The 20321-nt window shown below is 67.9% G+C and carries 16 protein-coding genes; 8 read left to right on the top strand and 8 right to left on the bottom strand.

Translation table 11 applies throughout. The annotated features are described in order from the left end of the window. The first annotated feature begins 27 nt into the window (after nucleotides 1-27). Both AB0H49_RS08430 and AB0H49_RS08425 read left to right on the top strand, forming a co-directional pair. Nucleotides 28-1731, top strand: a complete 1704-nt coding sequence (locus AB0H49_RS08430; protein WP_357248775.1) for an ABC-F family ATP-binding cassette domain-containing protein — start codon at nucleotides 28-30, stop codon at nucleotides 1729-1731. Nucleotides 1732-1822: 91 nt separating this feature from the next. Then, a complete protein-coding gene (locus AB0H49_RS08425; RefSeq protein ID WP_355002419.1) occupies nucleotides 1823-2764 on the top strand; it encodes an acyl-ACP desaturase in 942 nt (313 codons plus the stop codon). A gap of 19 nt (nucleotides 2765-2783) precedes the next feature. On the opposite strand, the gene AB0H49_RS08420 is transcribed toward AB0H49_RS08425, so the two are convergent. After that, entirely contained in the window at nucleotides 2784-3470 is a 687-nt protein-coding gene (locus AB0H49_RS08420; protein WP_357248772.1) for a TetR family transcriptional regulator, read from the bottom strand. Nucleotides 3471-3565: 95 nt separating this feature from the next. Between AB0H49_RS08420 and AB0H49_RS08415 the strand changes: the two genes are divergently transcribed. The 4 genes from AB0H49_RS08415 to AB0H49_RS08400 are packed head-to-tail and all read left to right on the top strand — an operon-like array spanning nucleotide 3566 to nucleotide 7655. Next, complete coding sequence (locus AB0H49_RS08415; RefSeq protein WP_357248769.1) at nucleotides 3566-4669, top strand: hypothetical protein; 1104 nt, start codon at nucleotides 3566-3568, stop codon at nucleotides 4667-4669. A gap of 10 nt (nucleotides 4670-4679) precedes the next feature. After that, nucleotides 4680-5243, top strand: a complete 564-nt coding sequence (locus AB0H49_RS08410) for an ester cyclase (protein WP_357248766.1) — start codon at nucleotides 4680-4682, stop codon at nucleotides 5241-5243. 22 nt (nucleotides 5244-5265) lie between these two features. Further along, the gene (locus AB0H49_RS08405) at nucleotides 5266-6855 is read left to right on the top strand and encodes a zinc-binding dehydrogenase (RefSeq protein ID WP_357248763.1); all 1590 of its coding nucleotides are present in this window, start codon (nucleotides 5266-5268) and stop codon (nucleotides 6853-6855) included. Beyond that, nucleotides 6852-7655: an MBL fold metallo-hydrolase gene (locus AB0H49_RS08400; protein WP_357248760.1), complete on the top strand. Its 804-nt coding sequence runs from the start codon at nucleotides 6852-6854 to the stop codon at nucleotides 7653-7655. Before AB0H49_RS08405 ends, AB0H49_RS08400 begins: the two co-directional genes overlap by 4 nt. 192 nt (nucleotides 7656-7847) lie before the next feature. Here the strand turns inward: AB0H49_RS08400 and meaB are convergent, their stop codons facing one another. The 3 genes from meaB to AB0H49_RS08385 are packed head-to-tail and all read right to left on the bottom strand — an operon-like array spanning nucleotide 7848 to nucleotide 13053. Next, nucleotides 7848-8891 carry a methylmalonyl Co-A mutase-associated GTPase MeaB gene (meaB, locus tag AB0H49_RS08395; protein ID WP_357248757.1) on the bottom strand — a complete coding sequence of 348 codons (1044 nt, stop codon included), beginning with the start codon at nucleotides 8889-8891 and terminating at the stop codon, nucleotides 7848-7850. After that, nucleotides 8888-11164, bottom strand: coding sequence for a methylmalonyl-CoA mutase (gene scpA / locus AB0H49_RS08390; RefSeq protein ID WP_357248755.1), 2277 nt, complete (start codon nucleotides 11162-11164; stop codon nucleotides 8888-8890). Before scpA ends, meaB begins: the two co-directional genes overlap by 4 nt. Continuing rightward, nucleotides 11164-13053 (bottom strand): methylmalonyl-CoA mutase family protein, encoded by a 1890-nt coding sequence (locus AB0H49_RS08385; RefSeq protein WP_357248752.1) that lies wholly within the window; start codon nucleotides 13051-13053, stop codon nucleotides 11164-11166. The genes scpA and AB0H49_RS08385 overlap by 1 nt, the downstream gene beginning before the upstream one ends. Nucleotides 13054-13236: 183 nt before the next feature. Between AB0H49_RS08385 and AB0H49_RS08380 the strand changes: the two genes are divergently transcribed. Then, entirely contained in the window at nucleotides 13237-13926 is a 690-nt protein-coding gene (locus tag AB0H49_RS08380) for a TVP38/TMEM64 family protein (protein WP_357248749.1), read from the top strand. 46 nt (nucleotides 13927-13972) lie between these two features. Here AB0H49_RS08380 and AB0H49_RS08375 read toward each other — a convergent pair whose 3' ends face one another. Both AB0H49_RS08375 and AB0H49_RS08370 read right to left on the bottom strand, forming a co-directional pair. After that, entirely contained in the window at nucleotides 13973-14800 is an 828-nt protein-coding gene (locus AB0H49_RS08375) for a DUF4344 domain-containing metallopeptidase (protein ID WP_357248746.1), read from the bottom strand. A 421-nt stretch (nucleotides 14801-15221) separates the two neighbouring features. Continuing rightward, nucleotides 15222-16124 carry a trypsin-like peptidase domain-containing protein gene (locus AB0H49_RS08370; RefSeq protein ID WP_357249056.1) on the bottom strand — a complete coding sequence of 301 codons (903 nt, stop codon included), beginning with the start codon at nucleotides 16122-16124 and terminating at the stop codon, nucleotides 15222-15224. A 647-nt stretch (nucleotides 16125-16771) separates the two neighbouring features. Between AB0H49_RS08370 and AB0H49_RS08365 the strand changes: the two genes are divergently transcribed. Continuing rightward, on the top strand, nucleotides 16772-17797 hold the full coding sequence (locus AB0H49_RS08365) for an alcohol dehydrogenase catalytic domain-containing protein (protein WP_357248743.1): 1026 nt from the start codon (nucleotides 16772-16774) through the stop codon (nucleotides 17795-17797). A 32-nt stretch (nucleotides 17798-17829) separates the two neighbouring features. Here AB0H49_RS08365 and AB0H49_RS08360 read toward each other — a convergent pair whose 3' ends face one another. Together AB0H49_RS08360 and AB0H49_RS08355 are read right to left on the bottom strand one after the other, a co-directional pair. Next, nucleotides 17830-18564, bottom strand: a complete 735-nt coding sequence (locus AB0H49_RS08360) for a hypothetical protein (RefSeq protein WP_355002409.1) — start codon at nucleotides 18562-18564, stop codon at nucleotides 17830-17832. Between the two features lie 114 nt (nucleotides 18565-18678). Then, complete coding sequence (locus tag AB0H49_RS08355; RefSeq protein WP_357248740.1) at nucleotides 18679-20316, bottom strand: asparagine synthase C-terminal domain-containing protein; 1638 nt, start codon at nucleotides 20314-20316, stop codon at nucleotides 18679-18681. Nucleotides 20317-20321: the final 5 nt, after the last annotated feature.

Here is a 20321-nt window from a genome sequence, read left to right as displayed (position 1 = left end):
GGCTTCCTCTCGAGCCGCGGAGAACCAGTGTCTACTTCCCTCACGGGCCGATCCGGCCTGTCCACAACCAATCACCAGAACGTTTCGTCCACCGAGCCGCTACCCGCGGGTGCGCACGCACACATCCGAGCGACCTCGGTCCACGTGGCCCTCGGGTCGCGACCAGTTCTGGCCGACGTCTCCCTCACGGTGTCGACCCGCTCACGCCTCGCCATCGTCGGTGAGAACGGGCGCGGCAAGACCACGCTGTTGCACGTGCTCGCTGGACTGCAGCCACCGGATGGCGGGACCGTCGGCAGAGTCGGAACGATCGGTGTCGCTCAGCAGGCCATACCCTGTCGCGCGGAGGAGACTGTCGGCGCGCTCGTCGCCGAGACCATCGAACCGGCCACGCGGGCATTACGGGAGCTGGATACCGCGACGATCATGCTCGCGGACAGCGCGCCGGGAGCCGACGACGCCTACGCGGCCGCGTTGGACGCCGCCACCCGGCTCGACGCCTGGGATGCCGAACGCCGAGTCGACATCGCGCTGGCCGCACTGCGCGCGTGCACGGACCGAGAGCGCCCCTTGACGACGCTGTCTGTCGGGCAACGCTATCGAGTTCGATTGGCGTGTTTGCTGGGCGCCCCACACGACATCCTGCTGTTGGACGAGCCGACGAATCACCTCGACCGGGACGGATTGGACTTTCTCACCGAACGCCTGCGTAGCCACTCCGGCGGGCTGGCGATCATCAGTCACGACCGCGCGCTGTTGCGCGACGTCGCCGACGAGTTCCTCGATCTCGACCCGAGCAAGGACGGTCGACCGCAACTCTTCGCCGGGGGTTACGCGGGTTGGCAAGAAGGGCGGCACCGTGCTCGCGACCGGTGGGAACAGGAGTACGAGGATCAACTCGCCGAGCGCGCGCGCCTGCGGGACGCGGTCGCGGGCGCGCGCGACCGGCTCAGCACCGGTTGGCGTCCCGACAAAGGACACGGCAAGCACCAGCGCCAGTCCCGAGCTCCGGGTCTGGTCCAGGCGCTGAAGCGACGCCAGTCCGAGCTCGAGGCGCACACCGTCACGCTGCCCGAACCGCCCCTGCGACTGCGGTTTCCCGATCTACCCGTCCGTCCAGGCACGCCTCTGCTCCGCTGCGACGACATCACCGTGGCAGGACGATTGGACTCCCCCGTCACGCTTTCGCTGGATGCGGGCGAACGGCTCGTCGTCACTGGTCGCAACGGCGCGGGCAAATCCACGCTGCTCGCCGTGCTCGCCGGCGAAGTGCGGCCGTCCACCGGCAGCACCCACCACCATGCCGCCACCCGAATCGCCCTTGTCGGCCAAGAAGTTCCGGCATGGGAGCCCGATCTGACCGCACAGGACCTCTACGACCGCCACATCCGCATGCTCGAGTTGCACCACGACGTCGAACCGATACCGCTGACCTCGACAGGCCTGCTGGACAAGCAATCACACCGCACCCCCGTGGGCCGACTGTCCCAAGGGCAGCAACGCAGACTCCATCTCGCCATGCAGCTCGCCTCCCGCCCGATGGTGCTCCTCTGCGACGAGCCCACCAACCACCTCTCGGGGTCCCTCGTCGACGAACTCACCGCCGCGCTGTCGGAGACCCCGGCCGCGGTCGTCGTGGCCACCCACGACCGGCAGATGCTCGCCGACCTCGCGGATTGGCCCCACCTTCCCCTCGAGTCCAACATCGTCGACGACGAGGAACTGGTCTAGGGTGTGTGGGTGCGCGGCGAGGCCCGCACAGTCAGTGAGGCGTGATCAGCGGTACGTTCCGTGGTTTTTCCACCGAATCGAAAGGCGCTGCATGGCAAGGAACTTGACGCAACTCGAACTTCTGACGGAATTGGAACCGGTTGTCGCGGCCAATATCGACCGGCATCTGGCGACGGCCAAGGAATGGTGTCCGCACGACTACGTTCCGTGGGACGAGGGCCGCAACTTCGCGGCCATGGGCGGCGAGGATTGGGATCCCGCGCAGTCACGGCTCTCGGAGGTCGCCAAGATCGCGATGATCACGAATCTGCTCACCGAGGACAATCTGCCCTCCTACCACCGCGTGATCTCCGAGAACTTCTCGCGCGACGGCGCATGGGGCACCTGGATCGGCCGCTGGACCGCCGAGGAGAACCGCCACGCCATCGCCATGCGCGACTACTTGGTCTGCACCCGCGCTGTCGATCCCGTCGCCTTGGAGAACGACCGGATGGTGCATCTGACCCGCGGTGTGCACACGCCGCCGGGCTTCGGCGGTGTGTGCGATCAGATCGCGTACGTGACGTTCCAGGAGTTGGCCACCCGGGTCAGCCATCGCACCACCGGACGAGTCTGCGACGACCCCGTCGCCGACCGGATGCTGCAGCGCATCGCGGCAGACGAGAACTTGCACATGATGTTCTATCGCAACATCGCCAAAGCCGCGTTCGACATCGCGCCGGACCAGGCGATGGAGTCGGTGACCATGGTCGTGAAGTACTTCGCCATGCCGGGCGCCGGCATGCCGAACTGGCGCCGCAACGGGGTGATGATGGTCAAGCACGGCATCTACGATCTGCGCCAGCATCAGGACGAGGTCGTGTTGCCGGTCCTGCGCATCTGGGACGTGTTCGACCGCAACGACTTCACCGCACGCGGTGAACGCAGCCGGGAAGAACTCGGCGAGTACCTCGACAAACTGTCCCGCGACGTCGTCCGTTTCGAAGAACAACGCGAGCGCATCCTCGCCCGCGAAGCGGCGCGGGTCGGTTAGCGCGCCAAACGATTTCGCGTCAGCGCGGCCGCGCCCTTTCCAGCCGGGCGACGACCGCGTCGAGCGCGAGATCCATCGCGTAGTCGTACTCCGCCTGGCTGTCGAACCGCGCGAGATAGGGCGCGGCCTCGGCGACGGCCGGGAGTCCCGACTGCTCGAGTGCGGCCCGGCGCGCGGCGATGCCCGCCGCGTCGTCGGTGCCGTAGGTCGGACCCGCGTTCACTTCGCGAAGCAGGGTTCCGATGAGCGCGGCGAGCACGGTCCGCAGCATGTGGACGGCTTCCTCGGGGTGGCAGCCCGCGGCGCGCAGTATCGCCAGAACGGATTGGATCGGCGCCAAACCCTCGAACGAGGCGAGCTGTCGGGTCAGAACCAGGGCGGCGGCTTCCGGGTGCAGTAGCGCGCGATCGCGAAACGCGTCGGCGATGGCGCGTAGATCGCCGCGGAGGTCGCCCTCGCGCGCAGGCAGCGCGATCGAACCCAACAGGTGCTCGGCGACCGCGTCGAGCAGTCCGTCCTTGCCGTCGACGTGGTTGTACAGGCTTTTCGGGTCGACGCCGAGTACCCGGGCGACGGCCCGCATGCCTACCGCGCCGACGCCCTCCGCGTCGATGACTTCAAGGGTCGCTTCGACGATCGCCGCTCGGGTGAGCTGACTGGCGCCTTTGGGCGGTCGTCCGCGGCGGGCGGTGGGGGCTTGGGTCATGGCGTCATTGTTCCGCACCCTCTTGCATTAATCCACACCGTGGGTATAAATTCGCGGCAGCAGTAAAACCCACACCGTGGATTTTGGAGTTCAGAATGCGTTTTCCGTGGGGTGACGTCGCCGATCTTCCGACCGTCGGGGACCGCATCGACACGTTCACCGATATCGCGAAGGCCGACGAGACCCCCGGCGCCCGGTTGCGCCTCGCCCGTGAACGGGCACGGTCGTTCCGCCGTGAGTTCCCGAGCACCGGCACACCGGACAGCGTCACCACCTGCGATCTGGTGACGCTGCCGTATCCGACGCGGTTCGGCTTGTTCCGGGCCTCGCGGGCGATCGCGCCGTTTCTGTCGATCACCAACCGAATGTTGGTGATTCGCTGGCACGACTCCGACGGTCGGCGCCGAACGCTGCTGTTCGAGCCTTCGGACTTCGAACTCGGCAGGTACACACCGTATTTCGACAACCTGTCGCAGCGGACGCCGCGTGTCCTCGAACGACAGGTCGTCCGCGAGCACGGCACGGTGCTCGCGCATCTGGAGCGGTTGGGGATCGAGCCGGACGAGGTCGACTACCTGATGTTCGACCACTTGCACACCCAAGACCTGCGTCGCTGGATCGGCGCGACCGCGCATCAGGACGATCTCGGCGGCACGCCCCGGGCGATCTTCCCGAACGCGAAGGTGATCGTGCAGCGCGACGAGCTCGCCGCGATGGCCGAACTGCATCCGCTGCAAAAACCGTGGTATCAGCCCGCCGCCTACCGCGACGTCCCCGCCGAGGCGTTCCTGCCCATCGAAGGGTCGATCGTGCTCGGCCCCGGCGTCGCCGTCGTCAAGACGCCCGGCCACGTGTTCGGCAACCAGAGTCTGGTGGTCAACACCTCGACCGGGATCTGGGTCAGCAGCGAGAACGTGATCGCGGCCGAGGCGCTCACCCCGGAGCACTCGCGGCTGCCGGGTGTGGCGGGCTGGGCGCAGCGGTGGCAGCAGGAAGTCGTGCTCAACGCGAACACGATCGAGACCACCGCCGACCAGTACAACTCGATCGTCCTCGAGAAGACGCTGGCCGACCGCAGCCAGGCCGACTCGCGGTTCCTGCAGTTCTTCCCGTCCAGCGAGCTGACCGGCGCGTGGACCAATCCCGGTACCCGGCCGACCTTCAGCCACGGCCGCATCACCCACGACTCGAGCCTTTGAGGAGGACTCTGTGCCATCACGATTCGAACTGCCGCCCGAAGATGTGTTGCGGGCCCGCGAGAAACTCGTCCTCGATCACTTCCACGACGAAGTCCGCCAGGACTGGGACGCGACCTTGTCGACGTTCCCGCACCCGCACTACGAGCTGATCGCGCAGATGCTCGTCCACGACGGCGACGGTGAGGTGCGCGACTACTACCGCGACACCCGCGTCGCCTTCCCCGACCAGGACCACGAGATCATCGCCTTCCGTCACAGCCACGACGCGGTCGTCGTCGAATTCTGGCTCCTCGGAACACATCTCGGCCCGCTCGGCAAGATCCCGCCGACCGGCTCCAAGCACCGCACCAGAATGACGGCGTACTTCGTCTTCGACGAACACGAGAACCTCGTCACCGAGCGGATCTACTTCGACCAGCTCACCATCCTGAAACAGCTGCTCGGCGCAATCGACAAACGCAGCCCCCGTGGGCTTTTGAAGTTCGGCCGAGCCGTCGCCGGAGCGCTCGCCACCGCCGGATCCGAACCCGACCCGCGCCTGCTGACCACCACCCCGCCCGACCTGGGCGACTGACCGAACCAAGGAGACCATGACAATGCGCGCACTCATCGGCGGCAAAGGACCCGATTGGGTCCTCGAAGAACGCGGCCTCCCAACGCAATTGGGCGCAATCCGCGTCCAAGTAATGGCCGCGGGCCTCAACCGCGCCGATCTCTATGCCCTCGAAGGCGATTACACCGCGAATTCCCAGGGCGAAGGCCCCTTCACCGCCGGGATGGAGATTGCGGGAGTGGTCGAGACGTCCAGTCCGCTCGCCCCGCACCTGCCCGTGGGCACCCGTGTCATGGGCATCACGGTCGGCGCTTTCGCCGACTACGCCCTGTGCCACCCACGGCTGGTGGTGCCCATCCCTGACCGCCTCGGTTTCGAGGAGGCCGCGACTCTGCCGGTCGGTCTGATCACCGAGCACGATGCCCTGGTCACCCAGGCCGGTTTCCGCTCGGGCGACTCCGTGCTCCTGGTCGGCGGCACCAGTTCGATCGGCCTGATCGGCATCCAACTCGCCAAGGCGCTCGGCGCGGGCACCATCGTCGCGACGACCACCAGCGACAGCAAGCGCGCGGCCCTGCTCGAAGCCGGGGCCGATGTCGCGGTCGATACGTCCGCCGAGGATCTGACCGCCGCCGTGCTCGCGGCCACCGGCGGTAAGGGCGCTGTCATCACCCTCGACCACGTCGGCGGTGAACTCTTCACCCAGCTTCCCGGCGCCACGGCGATCGGCGGCACGATCGTCAGCATCGGCAGGCTCGCGGGCCCTGGGACGCGAATCGATCTCAACACCATCGCCTTTCGACGGCAGCGGCTACTCGGCACCACCTTCAGCATCCGCACCCGTGCCGAACTCGCCGAGGTGGTCGCGGCGCTGGCCGACCGGGTCCTGCCCGCCGTGGCCGAAGGCAAGATCGCTCCTCGGCTCGACAGCGTGCACGCCGCCGACGCGGCCGAGACCGCCGCCCGGCGCCTACGTGATAACGCGGCAACCGGAAAAATCGTCCTCTCGTTCGCCGACGCCCACACCGGTGCGGCTCCCACGCCGAGCGCGGTCGCCAACATGTTCGGCAGCATCGCCCAGATCGGGTACGTCGTGCGCGACATCGAGGAATCCATGCGCAATTTCGTCGCGTGCGGTATCGGTCCCTGGTTCTACCTGCGCGGTGTCCGACCGGAGAACTTCACCTACAAGGGCGAGCCCTCGCCCATGGCGATGGACGTCGCGGTCGCCAACAGCGGTGACATCCAGATCGAGCTCATCAGCCCCGTCGACGACGCTCCCTCGATGTACCGGGACTTTCTCGATGCCGGCAACGAGGGAGTGCAACACATCGCCTACTGGAGCGAGAACTATCAGGAGCTCTACGACCGCGCGATCGCGGCGGGCTTCACTGTCGGTCAGGAAGGCCGGATCGGTGGGGCCGACGGCAGATTCGCGTATCTGGAGACCGAGCACCACCCCGGCACCGTCATCGAGATCTCCGACGTCGGCGGCACCAAGAAGTTCGTCTTCGACCTCGTCAAGACGGCCGCGGCCCACTGGGATGGCAGCAACCCCATCCAGACCATCGACACGGCCCTGCTCGGCGGCGACCCCGCCGCCATGGCCGCGATGCTGGAAGCGCTCGGATGAAAGTCCATCACCTCAACTGCGGCACCATGCGCCCACCACGCACGCCGGGCGGCCTGGTGTGTCATGTGCTGCTGTTGGAGACCGATACCGGGCTGGTCCTCGTGGACAGCGGGCTGGGTTTGCGCGATGCCGCGGATCCCGCTCCCCGGTTCGGACCCGCCCGGTTCTATGTCCGCCCGGCGTTCGACGAGAGCGAGGCGGCAGTCCGGCAGGTCGAACGCCTGGGCTACGACCCCCGCGACGTCCGCGATATCGTGCTCACCCACTTCGACGCCGATCACACCGGCGGCCTCGCCGACTTCCCTTGGGCCAACGTCCATCTCACCAGTGACGAGGCCGTCGCCGCGCTACATCCCAGAGGACCGATCGAAAGAAATCGCTACCTGCCCACACAGCGCGACCACAAACCGATCCTCGTCCGGCACACACCGGACGGCGAAGCGTGGCACGGTTTCTCCGCCGCGCAAGAACTCAGCGACATCGCACCCGGACTCGTCATGATCGCTCTGCCGGGACACACCCGCGGACATGCCGCCATCGCCATCGACACCGGCGAACGGTGGATCCTGCACGCGGGCGACGCCTTCTACCACCACGGCCAGGTCGACGGCACCGGTCACGTGCCGCACGCACTGACCGCCATGGAACAGTTCATCGCCCACGATCGTCCCCGGGTCCGGGCCAATCACGAACGGCTCGCGGAACTTTGGGCGTCGACAGAGTCCGAGCTCCTCCTCGTCAACGCCCACGACCCGTGGCTGCTTCACCGAGCACAGGTGAACGCCGCCGGGATCGGATAAGGTCCGGGCTGTTCGGGCGCTACGAACCTGCACGCGGGCCACGCCGCAGCCGTCGGCGCCGAGACCACGGCAGCCGCAGCACCGGCTGTTGTACCTCAACCGGACAGGCCTGTCAGGCCGCAGGTTGTCGATGATGCCGTGTCAGACCTCGGCTGGGCGGCTACACCCGGGTTCGTGGTGCAGTCCGAGTCGCTAGTCGCCAGCGGTGTCGAAGGCGTCGAGAATCTCCTCGGCAGCCAACGCCGCGGTGAGCGTCCCCTCGCGCACCTGCTTTTCCACTTGTGCGCGAATCGCTTTCACGTTCGAGTTGTCGGCCAACCTGCGCAGCAGCTGGTCGTGCACCATCGTCCAGGTCCAGTCGACCTGCTGACGGCGGCGCTTCTCGTCGAACTCGCCCGCGTCGGTGAGCACCCGCCGGTGCTTCAGTACCGTGTCCCAGAACTTGTCCAGGCCAACGCCTTCCAGGCCGCTCATGGTGAGCACCGGAGGCCGCCACAGCGCGTCGTGTGGGTGGATGAGGCGCAGTGCACCGGTGAGCTCGCGCGCGGCGGCCTTGGCCTCGATCTCGTGCTTGCCGTCGGCCTTGTTCACCGCGACGAGGTCGGCTAGCTCGAGCACGCCCTTCTTGATGCCCTGCAACTGATCTCCGGTGCGGGCCAGCGTCAGGAAGCAGAACACGTCGACCATGTTGGCGACCGTCACCTCGGACTGGCCGACGCCGACGGTCTCCACCAGGATCACGTCGTAGCCCGCCGCTTCCAGCAGCACGATGGTCTCGCGAGTCGCCTTGGCAACGCCGCCGAGCGTGCCCGCCGTGGGCGAAGGCCGGATATAGGCGTTGCGCTCCACCGAGAGTCGCGCCATCCGCGTCTTGTCGCCGAGGATGGAGCCGCCGGTGCGGGTCGAGGACGGGTCGACGGCGAGCACCGCGACCCGATGCCCCTTGCCGATCAGGTACATGCCGAGCGCGTCGATGAACGTCGACTTGCCGACGCCGGGAACACCGGTGATGCCCACCCGATTCGACAGCACCGCGTTCGCGGAGCCTTGCGCCTCCGGCGTCAGCTTCAGCAGCAGCTGCTGGGCCAGCGCCCGATGGTCGGCCCTTGTCGACTCGACCAGGGTGATGGCCCGCGCCAGGGCGGCCCGCTCGTTGTTGCGGACCGCCGTGGCGAGTGCGTCGACATCGATGGTGCGGCGCACCGCTCCCCCACGCGGAGAACCTGCTTCACTCATTCGGCGGCGGACTCCGCGGCGCCGCTGCCGATCTCGTGACCGAGCTCGGCGGCGAGCTTCTTCAGCAGATCGATCGCCGCGTCGGCGATGACGGTGCCGGGCGGGAAGATCGCGGCGGCGCCCGCCTGGTAGAGCTCGTCGAAGTCACCGGGCGGGATGACACCGCCGACGATGACCATGATGTCGGGTCGCCCGACATCGGCCAGCGCCTGCCGCAGGGCGGGCACCAGCGTGAGGTGGCCTGCCGCCAGCGAGGACACACCGACGACGTGCACGTCGTTGTCGGCCGCCTGCTGCGCCACCTCTTCGGGGGTCTGGAACAGCGGGCCCACGTCGACGTCGAAGCCGAGGTCGGCGAAGGCGGTGGCGATCACCTTCTGCCCTCGGTCGTGTCCGTCCTGACCCATCTTCGCGACGAGGATGCGCGGCCGACGACCTTCGGCCTCGGCGAATTCCTCGACGAGTTCGCTAGCCGTGGTGATGTTGGTGACCTTCCCTGCCTCGTCGCGGTAAACGCCGGAGAGGGTGCGGATTTCGGCCTGGTGGCGGCCGTAGACCTTCTCCAGCGCGTCGGAGATCTCGCCGACGGTAGCCTTGGCGCGCGCCGCGTCGATCGCCAGCGCCAGGAGGTTGTTCTCCATGCCACCTTCGGAAGACCTTGCCGCGCGGGTCAATTCGTTCAGTGCCCGCTCGACGGCCGCGGGGTCGCGGTCGGCCCGCAGCTGCCGCAGCTTCTCGATCTGCTCGGCGCGCACCCGCGAGTTCTCGACCTTGAGGACCTCGACCTCGTGGTCCTCCTCCACCTGGTACTTGTTGACGCCGATCACCGGCTGCTGGCCGGTGTCGATGCGCGCCTGGGTGCGGGCGGCGGCCTCCTCGATGCGCAGCTTCGGGATGCCCTCCGAAATCGCCTGCGCCATACCGCCGTGCGCCTCCACCTCGGCGATGTGCGCGCGGGCGCGGTTGGCCAGCTGGTGGGTCAGCCACTCGACGTAGTACGAGCCGCCCCACGGGTCGATCGGCCGGGTGGTGTTGGACTCCTGCTGGATCAGCAGCTGGGTGTTGCGCGCGATGCGGGCGGAGAAGTCCGTCGGCAGCGCCAGCGCCTCGTCGAGGGCGTTGGTGTGCAACGACTGGGTGTGGCCCTGGGTCGCGGCCATCGCCTCGATGCAGGTGCGCGCCACGTTGTTGTAGGCGTCCTGCGCGGTCAGCGACCAACCCGAGGTCTGCGAATGGGTGCGCAGGGACAGCGATTTCGCGCTCTTCGGCTCGAACTTCGCGACCAACTCGCTCCAGAGCAGCCGTCCCGCACGGAGTTTCGCGACCTCCATGAAGAAGTTCATGCCGATGGCCCAGAAGAACGACAGCCGCGGCGCGAACTTGTCGACCTCCATGCCCGCGTCGATGCCCGCCCGGATGTACTCCACGCCGTCGGCGAGGGTGTAGGCGAGCTCCAGATCGGCCGTGGCTCCGGCCTCCTGGATGTGGTAGCCGGAGATCGAGATCGAGTTGAACTTCGGCATCTTCGCGCTGGTGTAGGCGAAGATGTCGGAGATGATCCGCATCGAGGGCTTGGGCGGGTAGATGTAGGTGTTGCGGACCATGAACTCCTTCAGAATGTCGTTCTGAATGGTTCCGGCCAGCTGCTCGGGCGCGACGCCCTGCTCCTCCGCCGCGACGACGTAGAGCGCCAGGATCGGCAGCACCGCGCCGTTCATCGTCATCGACACACTCACCTGATCGAGGGGAATGTGGTCGAAGAGCTGACGCATGTCCAGGATGGAGTCGATGGCGACGCCCGCCATGCCGACATCGCCCTGCACGCGCGGGTGATCGGAGTCGTAGCCGCGGTGCGTCGCGAGGTCGAACGCGACCGACAGACCCTTCTGGCCCGCCTGCAGGTTGCGGCGGTAGAAGGCGTTCGAGTCGGCGGCGGTGGAAAAGCCCGCGTACTGGCGGATGGTCCACGGCTGGTTGACGTACATGGTCGGGTACGGCCCGCGCACGAACGGCGCGACGCCGGGCACGCTGTCGAGCGGATAACCCGCCGCGGCGACGGCGTCCCTGTCGGCCTTGGTGAACACCGGCGGCACGTCGATGCCCTCCGGGGTCGACCACACCAGTTGCTCGGGCGTGTAGTTGTTGGCCGCCGCAGCGCCCGCCACATACGCCTCGACCTGGGCGGCGTCGACCGCGGCAGGTTCGGGCGCGTGCTCGTCGAGCGGCACCTCGGCGAAATTGCCGATCACGTGCTTGATCTCACGCGTAGTCATCAGGCTCCCACCTTCTCCAGCAGGCCGGACAGCGCCGCCACCGCGTCGATCTTCGCGGCGAGGAATCCGTCCGGGCGCTGCGTGCCGCTCAGCTCGGCGACGGCCTTCGCCGCGCCCGCGAGCAGCACCGTTTCCACACCGGCAGCGCGCAGCGCGTCGACCGCCGCGCCCGCCTCCGCGCCGTAGCGCGCGTCCGAACCGCACAGAACCGCGATCGGTGCACCGGCTTCCGTTGCGGCAGAAGCGATTCCGTCCACGTCCAGCGGGCCGGGGTTGATCGATTCGATGCCGCCGGAGGCCAGCAGGTTCGCGATGAAGGTGACCCGCACGTTGTGCTCGGCCACCGTGCCGAGCGGCACGAGCAGCGCCTTCGGCCGGGACCCGTTGGCCGCCAGATACTCGTCCGAGCGGTCGCGCAGCGCTTCGAAGGCCGCGCCGTAGCGGGCGACCCGGCTCGGCGTGCGTGCCGCCGAGGAGAGCGGCCGCTCGGCCAGGTTCGGGAACTCGTTGACGCCCGTCACCGCGGTCTTGCGGTGCGCGACATCGGAATCGCGGGCGGCCTTGGTGGCGGCGACGCGTTCGGCGAGCAGACCCGATTCCAGCGCGGCAAGGTAACCGCCCGCGGCTTCCAGCTCCTGCATGAAAGCCCAAGCCTTGGCAGCCAATTCGGCCGTCAGGTCCTCGACATACCAGGAGCCTGCGCCCGGATCCTGGACGTGGCCCAGATGCGACTCCTCCAACAGCAGCAGCTGGGTGTTGCGGGCCATGCGATCCGCGAACGACTTGGACACGCCCAGCTCGCCGGCGGGCAGCGCCGAGTCGAACGGCAGCACGGTGACGGTGTCCGCGCCGCCGACGCCCGCGCCGAAGGCGGCGAGCGTGGTGCGCAGCATGTTCACCCAGGGGTCGCGCTGGCTCATCATGGCCGCGGAGGTGACCGCGTGCTGCGGTGCGCCGCCGAAGTCCGGTGCGCCGCAGGCGTGCGCGACGCGGGCCCAGAGCTTGCGCGCGGCACGGAATTTCGCGATCGTCGCGAACTGGTCGTCGGTGGCGGCGAACCGGAATTCCAACTGGCCCAGCGCGTCCGCGATGTCCTGACCCTCGGTCAGCGCCCGCAGGTACTCCAGGCCCGCGGCCACCGCCGCGCCGAGTTCTTGCGCGTCCGAGGCGCCCGCGTCGTGGAAGACGGTGCCGTCCACGGTGATCGCGCGCACCGTCTCCGCACGGGCGACGGACTGGGCGGCCAGCGCGACGGCCTCCGACAGATCCGCGTCGGCGATGCCCGCGAAACGGCTGGTAAGAGGCGCCGCGCCGAGGGAGAGCCGAATATCGGCGCGCTGCGGCGCCTGGTAGGCGTCGAGCACCGCGAAAAGCGCTGCGGCGGCGGACGACACCTGCGCGCCCGCGTCCAGGGTGAGCGGCGCCAGCTCGAAGAGCAGGCCGTCCAGCGCCGCGGGCAGCTCGGCGACGGGAACACCTCGCTCGCCGACGCCGAGCCAGACCGCGCTGATGCCGTTCTCCAGTCCGGCAAGAATCTCGCGCTTGGCCGCGGCACCGTCGCCGGGGCCGACGAAGGCGCTGACGTACCAGCCGCGATGCACGTCGCGCGCGGCGTCGCGGCCGCGCACGAAGGGAAAGGCGCCGGGCAACGGCAGCTCCGGCCGCTCGTCGCGCCGGGTGTAGAGCGGGGCGACGGTGAGCCCGTCGTAGGTGGTCTGCTCGAGCAGCTGCTCCGGCTCGTCCGGCAATTCGGCGACGTCGACCCTGCGCGCCTTGGCGAGCACACCCGCGACGCCTTTACGCCAGGCGGCATACTGGGGAACCGGATCCGTGCCCGCCGGACGCTCCGCGAGCCCGGCGCCCGGAGGCGGATCTGAAGCAATCGGCATAGCTGCTGTTCCTCTTCCACTCGACCACGGAGCGCACCCACAGATGTGCACCCGAACCGTCGCATTCGCCCAGCTCAGCGAGCACTTCGGTTAACGAGCATTCGTCCCGTTTCCATTGATGCTAGCGGCAGCGGCAGCGTCGGTTGACCCTGGCCGCCACTACCAACCGGTAACCTGTCGCGGGTGACCAGGCTGCTCCGTAACCCGCGTATCCTCGCCCTGCTCGTCGGTGTGGGTGCGCTGTTCGTCGCGGCGCTGCTCGTCCCGCTACCCGGTCCGACGCAGATCCAGCAGTGGGCGGACTCGGTCGGCTCGTGGTTCCCACTGCTGTTCTTCGGGGTCTACTCGATTCTCGCAGTGGCGCCGTTGCCGCGCACGGTGCTGACGGTCAGTTGCGGTGTGCTTTTCGGATCATTGCTCGGCACCGCGATCGCACTCTCGGCCACCGTTGTCGCCGCCGGGATGGCGCTGTTCCTGGTGCGCGTGCTGGACCGCGACCGGGTCGCCTCCCGGCTCACCCATCCCGCCGTGCGCGCCATCGACGAGCGGCTGGAACGGCGCGGCTGGCTGGCCGTCGGTTCGCTGCGGCTGATCTCCTTCGCGCCGTTCTCGGTGGTCAACTACTGCTGCGGGCTCTCCTCGATTCGCTTCTGGCCGTATCTCGCCGCCACCTTCGTCGGCTCCGCGCCGGGCACCATCGCCACCGTCGTCCTCGCCGACGCGCTGACCGGCGGCTCCCATCCCGCGATGCTGGTCGTCTCGGGCATATGCCTGGCCATCGGCCTGCTCGGGCTCGTCGTGGACGCCCGGTGGCGGCCCGAAACCCTCCCGTCCGAGCGTGCGCTCGCCGAATCGCTCGCCGCCCGCCAGTGACCTACCCGCGAAGATCACTATGGATCAGGACAGGCAGGGCGTCCCGCTACCGTGCCGGGGTCGTGGTGGGTTGCGCACCCGGGGTGGTCGTGGCGATGGCAGGGGCGACACCGAGTTCGACCTTGATGTGGGGCTTCAGCAAAGTGGCCCACGCCGCCTGCATCTGGTTGTATTCGTCGACGCAGCCCACGGCGCGCTCCAAGGGCAGGCGCCCCTTCTGCTCCGGCTCACCCGGGATGGTCACCAGAACGCCGAGCACGTCGGGTAGCGCGCCGTAATCCCAGCACAGCAGGTTGTAGGCACGAACCTGGGACAGCGAGTGTTCATCGGCGAAGGTGCTGGCGTCGAAAACCGCAGGCTCGTCGGAGATGTCGAACCAGAAGTCGGCCGCCGCGGCCACGCCGCCCGCACCGCTGGGGCCCGGCTCGGTCAACTGGAGCAGGGCGGAGAGCTGGTCCGCGGAGTCCTCCTCGCGTCCCGTTGTGGGCAGCGCGTACAGCTCGATCGCCATGTGCGCGGACTCGTGGAAAGTGATCATGCGGGTGACGCCGTCGAAGTACAGGTTGAAGTAGTCGGGACGCCCCTCGGACTGTGCTCTCGCGTACTGCTCGGCGCCGGCGAACATCTCGTAACAGAGGACGATCGACTGCGTCTCGGGGTCCCAGTACGCGTTGAACCCGCCGCATTCCTGGCCGATGACGGGGATATCCTTGGGCAGCCGGTACACCGCCCCCATGGCCTCGGCGAGGTCTTCGATGATGTTGTTGTCCTGAGCCACGCTCCGTCCGGCTTTCGCCTCGTCGGAGAGCATCGCACGGTCGTATCGGGGAACGAACTTTCCGGTGTCCGGGACCTGGTCCGCGGTCCCGGTCACCGTTGTGATCGGCTGTGCCGCCGGCTCCCCGCCATCGTCCGTCCCACATGCCGCGGTCGCCGCGACCACCAGCGCCGCCGCCCCGGCCCATCGACACCACTTGGGAACCATCGCCATCCGCCTCTCCAAACGCAGGGCCCCCGGGCAAACTCGATGCTTGCTAGATGGTAGCAAGCAATGTTTGGGTGGTGTCCGCGATTTCCGGATCCCGGAGGCATACCGCGGATCACGGCGAACACCGATGCGCCCAGAGTTTTCGTTCCGCGACAGAAACTCGTTCTGATCTGCAGATATTGCTATTTCTCAGCGCCTCGAGGCTGCCCGCCTAGTGCGACTTCGCCAGGAAGTCGCAGTCGCGCGCCCGCTGTGGGGCGTCGATAGTTCGGATCACCGCGCTCGTCGCAGTATTGCCCTAAAATAGCTAGTCGACGGTCAGCTCGCTCGGCACGGCGATGACGTCGACCATCGCGCCGTTGCGCAGCACCGTGACCGGAACGGGACGGCCGATGGCGTCGGCGAACAGCTGACGCTGGATGCCCTGGGCATCGCGAACCTCCTCGCGCGCGACGCTGAGCACCAGATCGCCGCGGCGCAGTCCGGCGGCCTCCGCGGGCGCGCCGCGCACCACCTCGACGATACGCACGCCCGCTCGCTGACCGGTCCGCTCGGCCACCTCGGACGGCAGCGGCGCGGGGACGCCGACCAGCCCGAGGTAGGCGCGGCGGACGCGGCCCTCGGCATGCAGGATGGCAATGATGCGACGGGTGGTTGCGTTGATCGGAATGGCAAGTCCCAGACCGATTCCCGCGACAGCGGTGTTGACGCCCACCACCCGTCCCACCGAATCGGCCAGCGCGCCACCGGAATTGCCGGGATTCAAGGCCGCGTCGGTCTGGATGACGTCTTCGATCACCCGTCCCGCGCGGCGCGAGGCGACCGGCACCGCGCGGCCGAGCGCGCTCACCACGCCCGCGGTCACCGAGCCCGCCAAACCGAGCGGGCTGCCCACCGCGACCACGAGCTGCCCGACGACGAGCTTGTCCGCGTCGCCGAGCACCGCCGCGCCCGGACCGCCGCCGCGGGCGCGCAGCACCGCGAGATCGGAGAGCGGGTCGACGCCGACCACGTCGAACCGGGACTCCACGCCATCGGCGAACACCACCTCCCCGTGCGACGCCGCGCCGATGACGTGCGCGTTGGTCAGCAGGAATCCGTCATCGGTGAACACGACGGCCGAACCGGTCCCCCGCCGGGTCCGCACGCTCGCCACGTGCGGCGTGACCGATTCGGCCACCGACACCACCGTCCGCGAGTACGCGTCCATCGCATCGTCCACATCGACCACCTTCTCGCCGTCGGCAACAGCACCTCCCAGGATGCCCCCGCCGGACGCGCCGCGCACCGTCTTCGTGGCGATCGTCCGCGGCGACCGAAGTCACCAGTCGCCCAACCGATTTCCTGCTCCGATGACGTCACAGGAGAGCGCGATCGACGCCGGGCCGTCAATACCCCTACACGCTCGCGACCATCTCCACGCTCCAGCCGGACGGCCGCTCGAAGCCAGGCTGCACAATTCCGTCGCGACGGCGAGTCGCCCGTTCAACGGCAGCACTACCACGATCGAACAAGCGGTGAAATAGCCCGCGAAAGGTGGCGCGCGGTCAGTTTTCGCGGGCGAAACCGAAGTGAATTCCGGGCGTTACAGCGTTCCGATCGACCACCGCCGGGTACCTCCCGCACGAGGCAGCACCGAATCGCGATCATCGATCCGGCGCCGATCGGGTCCGTTAAACTCCCCGTGTGGCGGAATGTGCCCATCCGGCCGAATGCCGCACGCCTCGATCATCTGCTTCACCAACGATTCCGAACAAGGAGTAATGCGAAGTGGATTACGCTGGATCATCCGAGGATCGGACAATACGCGCGCGTTGCCTCGTCGTACCGCCCGATCCCACGGGCGCACCGCGCGAGGTGATCAGAACGCTGGATGCCGTCGACCCGCGGGGGCCGCTGGTTCGCACCCTGGAGATGGGCGTCTGCGGGACCGATATCCAAATCGTTGCGGGGACCGAGGGACAACTTCCCACGGCGGCCGACGAAATGATACTGGGACACGAGGTACTCGGGCGGGTGGTGCACAGCGCGACGCCCGAGCTGCGAGCCGGTCAGTTGGTCACCTGCGTCGTCCGCGATCCGGACCCGGTGCCGTGTAGTCAATGCCGCCGCGGCAGGCCGGACTTGTGCAGCAACGGCTCGTGGAAAGAGCGCGGGATTCGCGAACTGGACGGTTTCATGGCGGAATACTGGCGCGCGCCCGCGGACAAGCTGGTTCCCGTTCCGGAAGAGCTCATCCACCTCGGCGTCCTGGTGGAACCCGCTTCCATCGTGGTCAAGGCGCTGGACACGCTGCGGCAGATGGACGAGCGACTGGGGACGTCGGATCCGTCCGGCAATACCTTGGTGATCGGCTGCGGCATCATCGGCCTGCTCACCACCGCGTTCCTGCGCTTGGCCGGTCACAAGGTCACCGTCGTGGATCCGGCCCCACCGAGTTCGCTCGCCGCCCAAGCGGCCGCGTCCTTCGGCGCCGAATATCAGTCCCACCAGTTGGCTCCCGGTGACATGGTGACGAATCAGGCGATCGCGGCGCACCGCGTCGTCATCGACGCGGCGGGCGTGGCGTTTCTGCCGCAACTGCTGGCGACGCACGGCGCGGAGAACGCGTCCTGCTGCGTCGTCGGCCTGCCGAGCGGCCAAGAGGCCACCGTGGACGGCGCCGCGCTGTTGGGCACCATGGTCAAGCGCAACCAGGTGCTGTTCGGCGTCGTCAATTCCTCACGGGTGCATTTCGAGCACGCGATCGAACTCCTGCGCGAGGTCGACGCCGCATGGCCGGGAATCATCGGCGGAACGACGACCCGAATTCCCTTCGACCGTTTTCGCGAAGCATTCGTTCCGCACGCGCGGATCGGCGCCAAAGATATTCTCGTCTTCTGAGGTGGGCGATCGAGGTATAGCGGCGAACGCCGCTATACCTCTTCGTATCCGATGATTCGAATATTGCTGTATTCGAGCCCGTCCAATTCACAGTGCACGACGACGAGAAAGTCTTTCTTCTCGCGAATCGAATTCCAGATATCGTTTCCCCGCGCCACCCGATCGAGCAGCGCGAGGGTGGCGATCAGCGTGCCGAAAGCCCAGACTCCGAACAGCGCCACGCACCGCTTACCGGTCGGCGTGCGACTGACCGCGATGAATCCGTAGTCCTCGAGCAGCGAGCCGTTCTCGTCCGCGGTGACGTCGTAACTGATCGAACCGTAGGACGCCACGTGCTCGGGGTATTTGATCTGGAACTTCGGGAAGCACCGTTTGAGCAGGTTTCCGGTCAACCGGTTGACGCTCGGCCCGCCGATGAGAATGGTCAGGCCGTGGGTGTCCTGGTAGGCGTCCTGGGTGCTGATACTGATCCGGTTCCGTTTGCCGAGTCCGCGCCAGGCCAGGACCGCCTCGGCGATGGCGCCGCCCTCCGCCATCGGCATCACGCGGACGTTCGGCGGCATCTCCGCCTTCTCGTCGGTGCCGTAGATCGACAGCCAGCCCGCGTGAAAATCGGGGATCACAATCTGAATGTCCTGACCCTCGGCCAGGACATTCAGGTGTCCGGATTTACGCCGGACCCGCGTCGCGTCGTAGAACCTCGTCACCCCGAACGTTGTGATCGCGACGATCAATCCCGACACGATGCTGAGTAGCCACGTAACCATCGAGCGTCGAATCCTGTCTCCAAGGGCCGCCATTCGGATGGTGCCAGTTTCGTCCCGCGGTGTCCTCGGATTCGCGGACTCGCACCGAAGTGGTCCGCGTCGCAGCCGAATCCACTAGGGTGCGCTCTGCGGTCGCGGCGGAAGTGCGGACAGCCACGCGTCGAGAAAGCACAGCGCCCACAGGATTCCGCTCTTGTCCTCGATTCCGCGCTCGTGCGAGTCGACAAGTGTGCGAACGAGTTTCGGGTCCAGGAGGTCGTTCGCCACCGGACCGGAGAGCAGGCCGCCGTGCAGGTGATCGCGCAGTGGGCCGCGGAACCATTCGGCGAACGGGATCCAGAATTTGTGCTTCTTGCGCTTCAATATCCGATCGGGCAAGTGCGGCGCGATACCGGCGCGCAGCATGGCCTTGCCGTCGAGGGCTCGATACCGCTGGCCCGCGGGCATTCCCGCGACGAAGGACATGACGCGCGGATCCGCGAACGGCAACACGCTGGTCAGCCCGGCGGCGCGGAAGGTGTGGTGATCCTTGCGGTACACCCCCTCGGTCAACCAGGTTCGCCACTGACCGAACAGCAATCGGTCCAGCGCGGAATGCGCGCGGTGTTCCTCGTACAGTTCCGCGAGGATGTCGACGGCGAGGTCCTCCGGCACGCCCAGCGCCCGGTGCACGAGCGCGCGGTCCGCCGCGCTGCCCAATGCGATCTGGCCCAGGTAGAACCGCGCCAGGTCCCGCGAGCCCGAGGGCAGGTCGACGAGGTGGACGTCGTCGTGCGGCGACATCGGAAATCCCATCACCTCGTCGCCGCCTTCGCCGGTGACGATGTGCGTGCACGACAGCTGCGCGGCCCGTTCGGCGATCACCTGCGTGGCGACGATCGCCTGGTCGGCGTTCGGGCTGTCGAAGCCGCGCACCAGATCCGGCAGGCGTTCCACGGCCTCGGGCCCGACCGGCACCACCACGTGGTCGAAGCCGAACCGCTCGGCCACGAGCGCGGCGTATTCGGTTTCGTCGTACCCGGTCTCGCGGAACGACGCCGTGAAAGCCCGCGGCCGACAGCCCAGCCTGGTGGCGAGCACGGTGGCGTTCGTGCTGGTGTCGATCCCGCCGCTGAGCATCATGCCCAATCGCTCGTGTGGCGCGGCGTGGCGGGCCAGCGACTCGGTCAGCAGGTCGAGCGCCCTTGCCACCAACTCCTCGGGCGCGGCCGCGCCGACTTCCGACGGATCGGCCGGGCTGGGAAACGATGTCTGCTGCCGCACGTGGCGGTCTCGCCCGCGCTGGGTGACCACGGCGCCCGGGGGCACCCGCCGTACTCCGTCGAAGATCGAATAGGGAACGGGGACGTATTGGAACGTCAGATACAGAGCGAGGCCCTCGCGGGACAACCTTCCGGTCCCGAGGTCGTAGGGACGCGAGCCGAACCCGAAACCCGAGGCGCGGTAACACGCGTTCCCGAATCCGCCGGGGTCGGCCACCAGGTGCGTTTCTCCGCGCGAGCGATCGTGCACGACGGCGACGTACTGTCCGTCCTGCCCGGCCACGGCCGCCATGCCGTGCGTGCGATACAGCGCGAGCAGTTCGGCCGCACCGCCGCCCGAGCAGAGCCACCCGTCGAGAACGCACACCGCCTCGTCGGTCTCGTGGGTGGTGTATTCCGCGCCGTCGGCCGAGAGGACGATGTCGTCCACCTCGCATCGCCAGCCGCCGTAACCGCCGCCCTCCGAACGCGGTCGGACCAGAATCCCCATGGCGA

Source organism: Nocardia sp. NPDC050713 (assembly GCF_040654315.1).
In the GTDB taxonomy this organism is placed as follows: Bacteria; Actinomycetota; Actinomycetes; order Mycobacteriales; family Mycobacteriaceae; genus Nocardia.
Note: the sequence above shows the minus strand (reverse complement) of the source record. Positions and strands in the feature narration are given on the sequence as shown.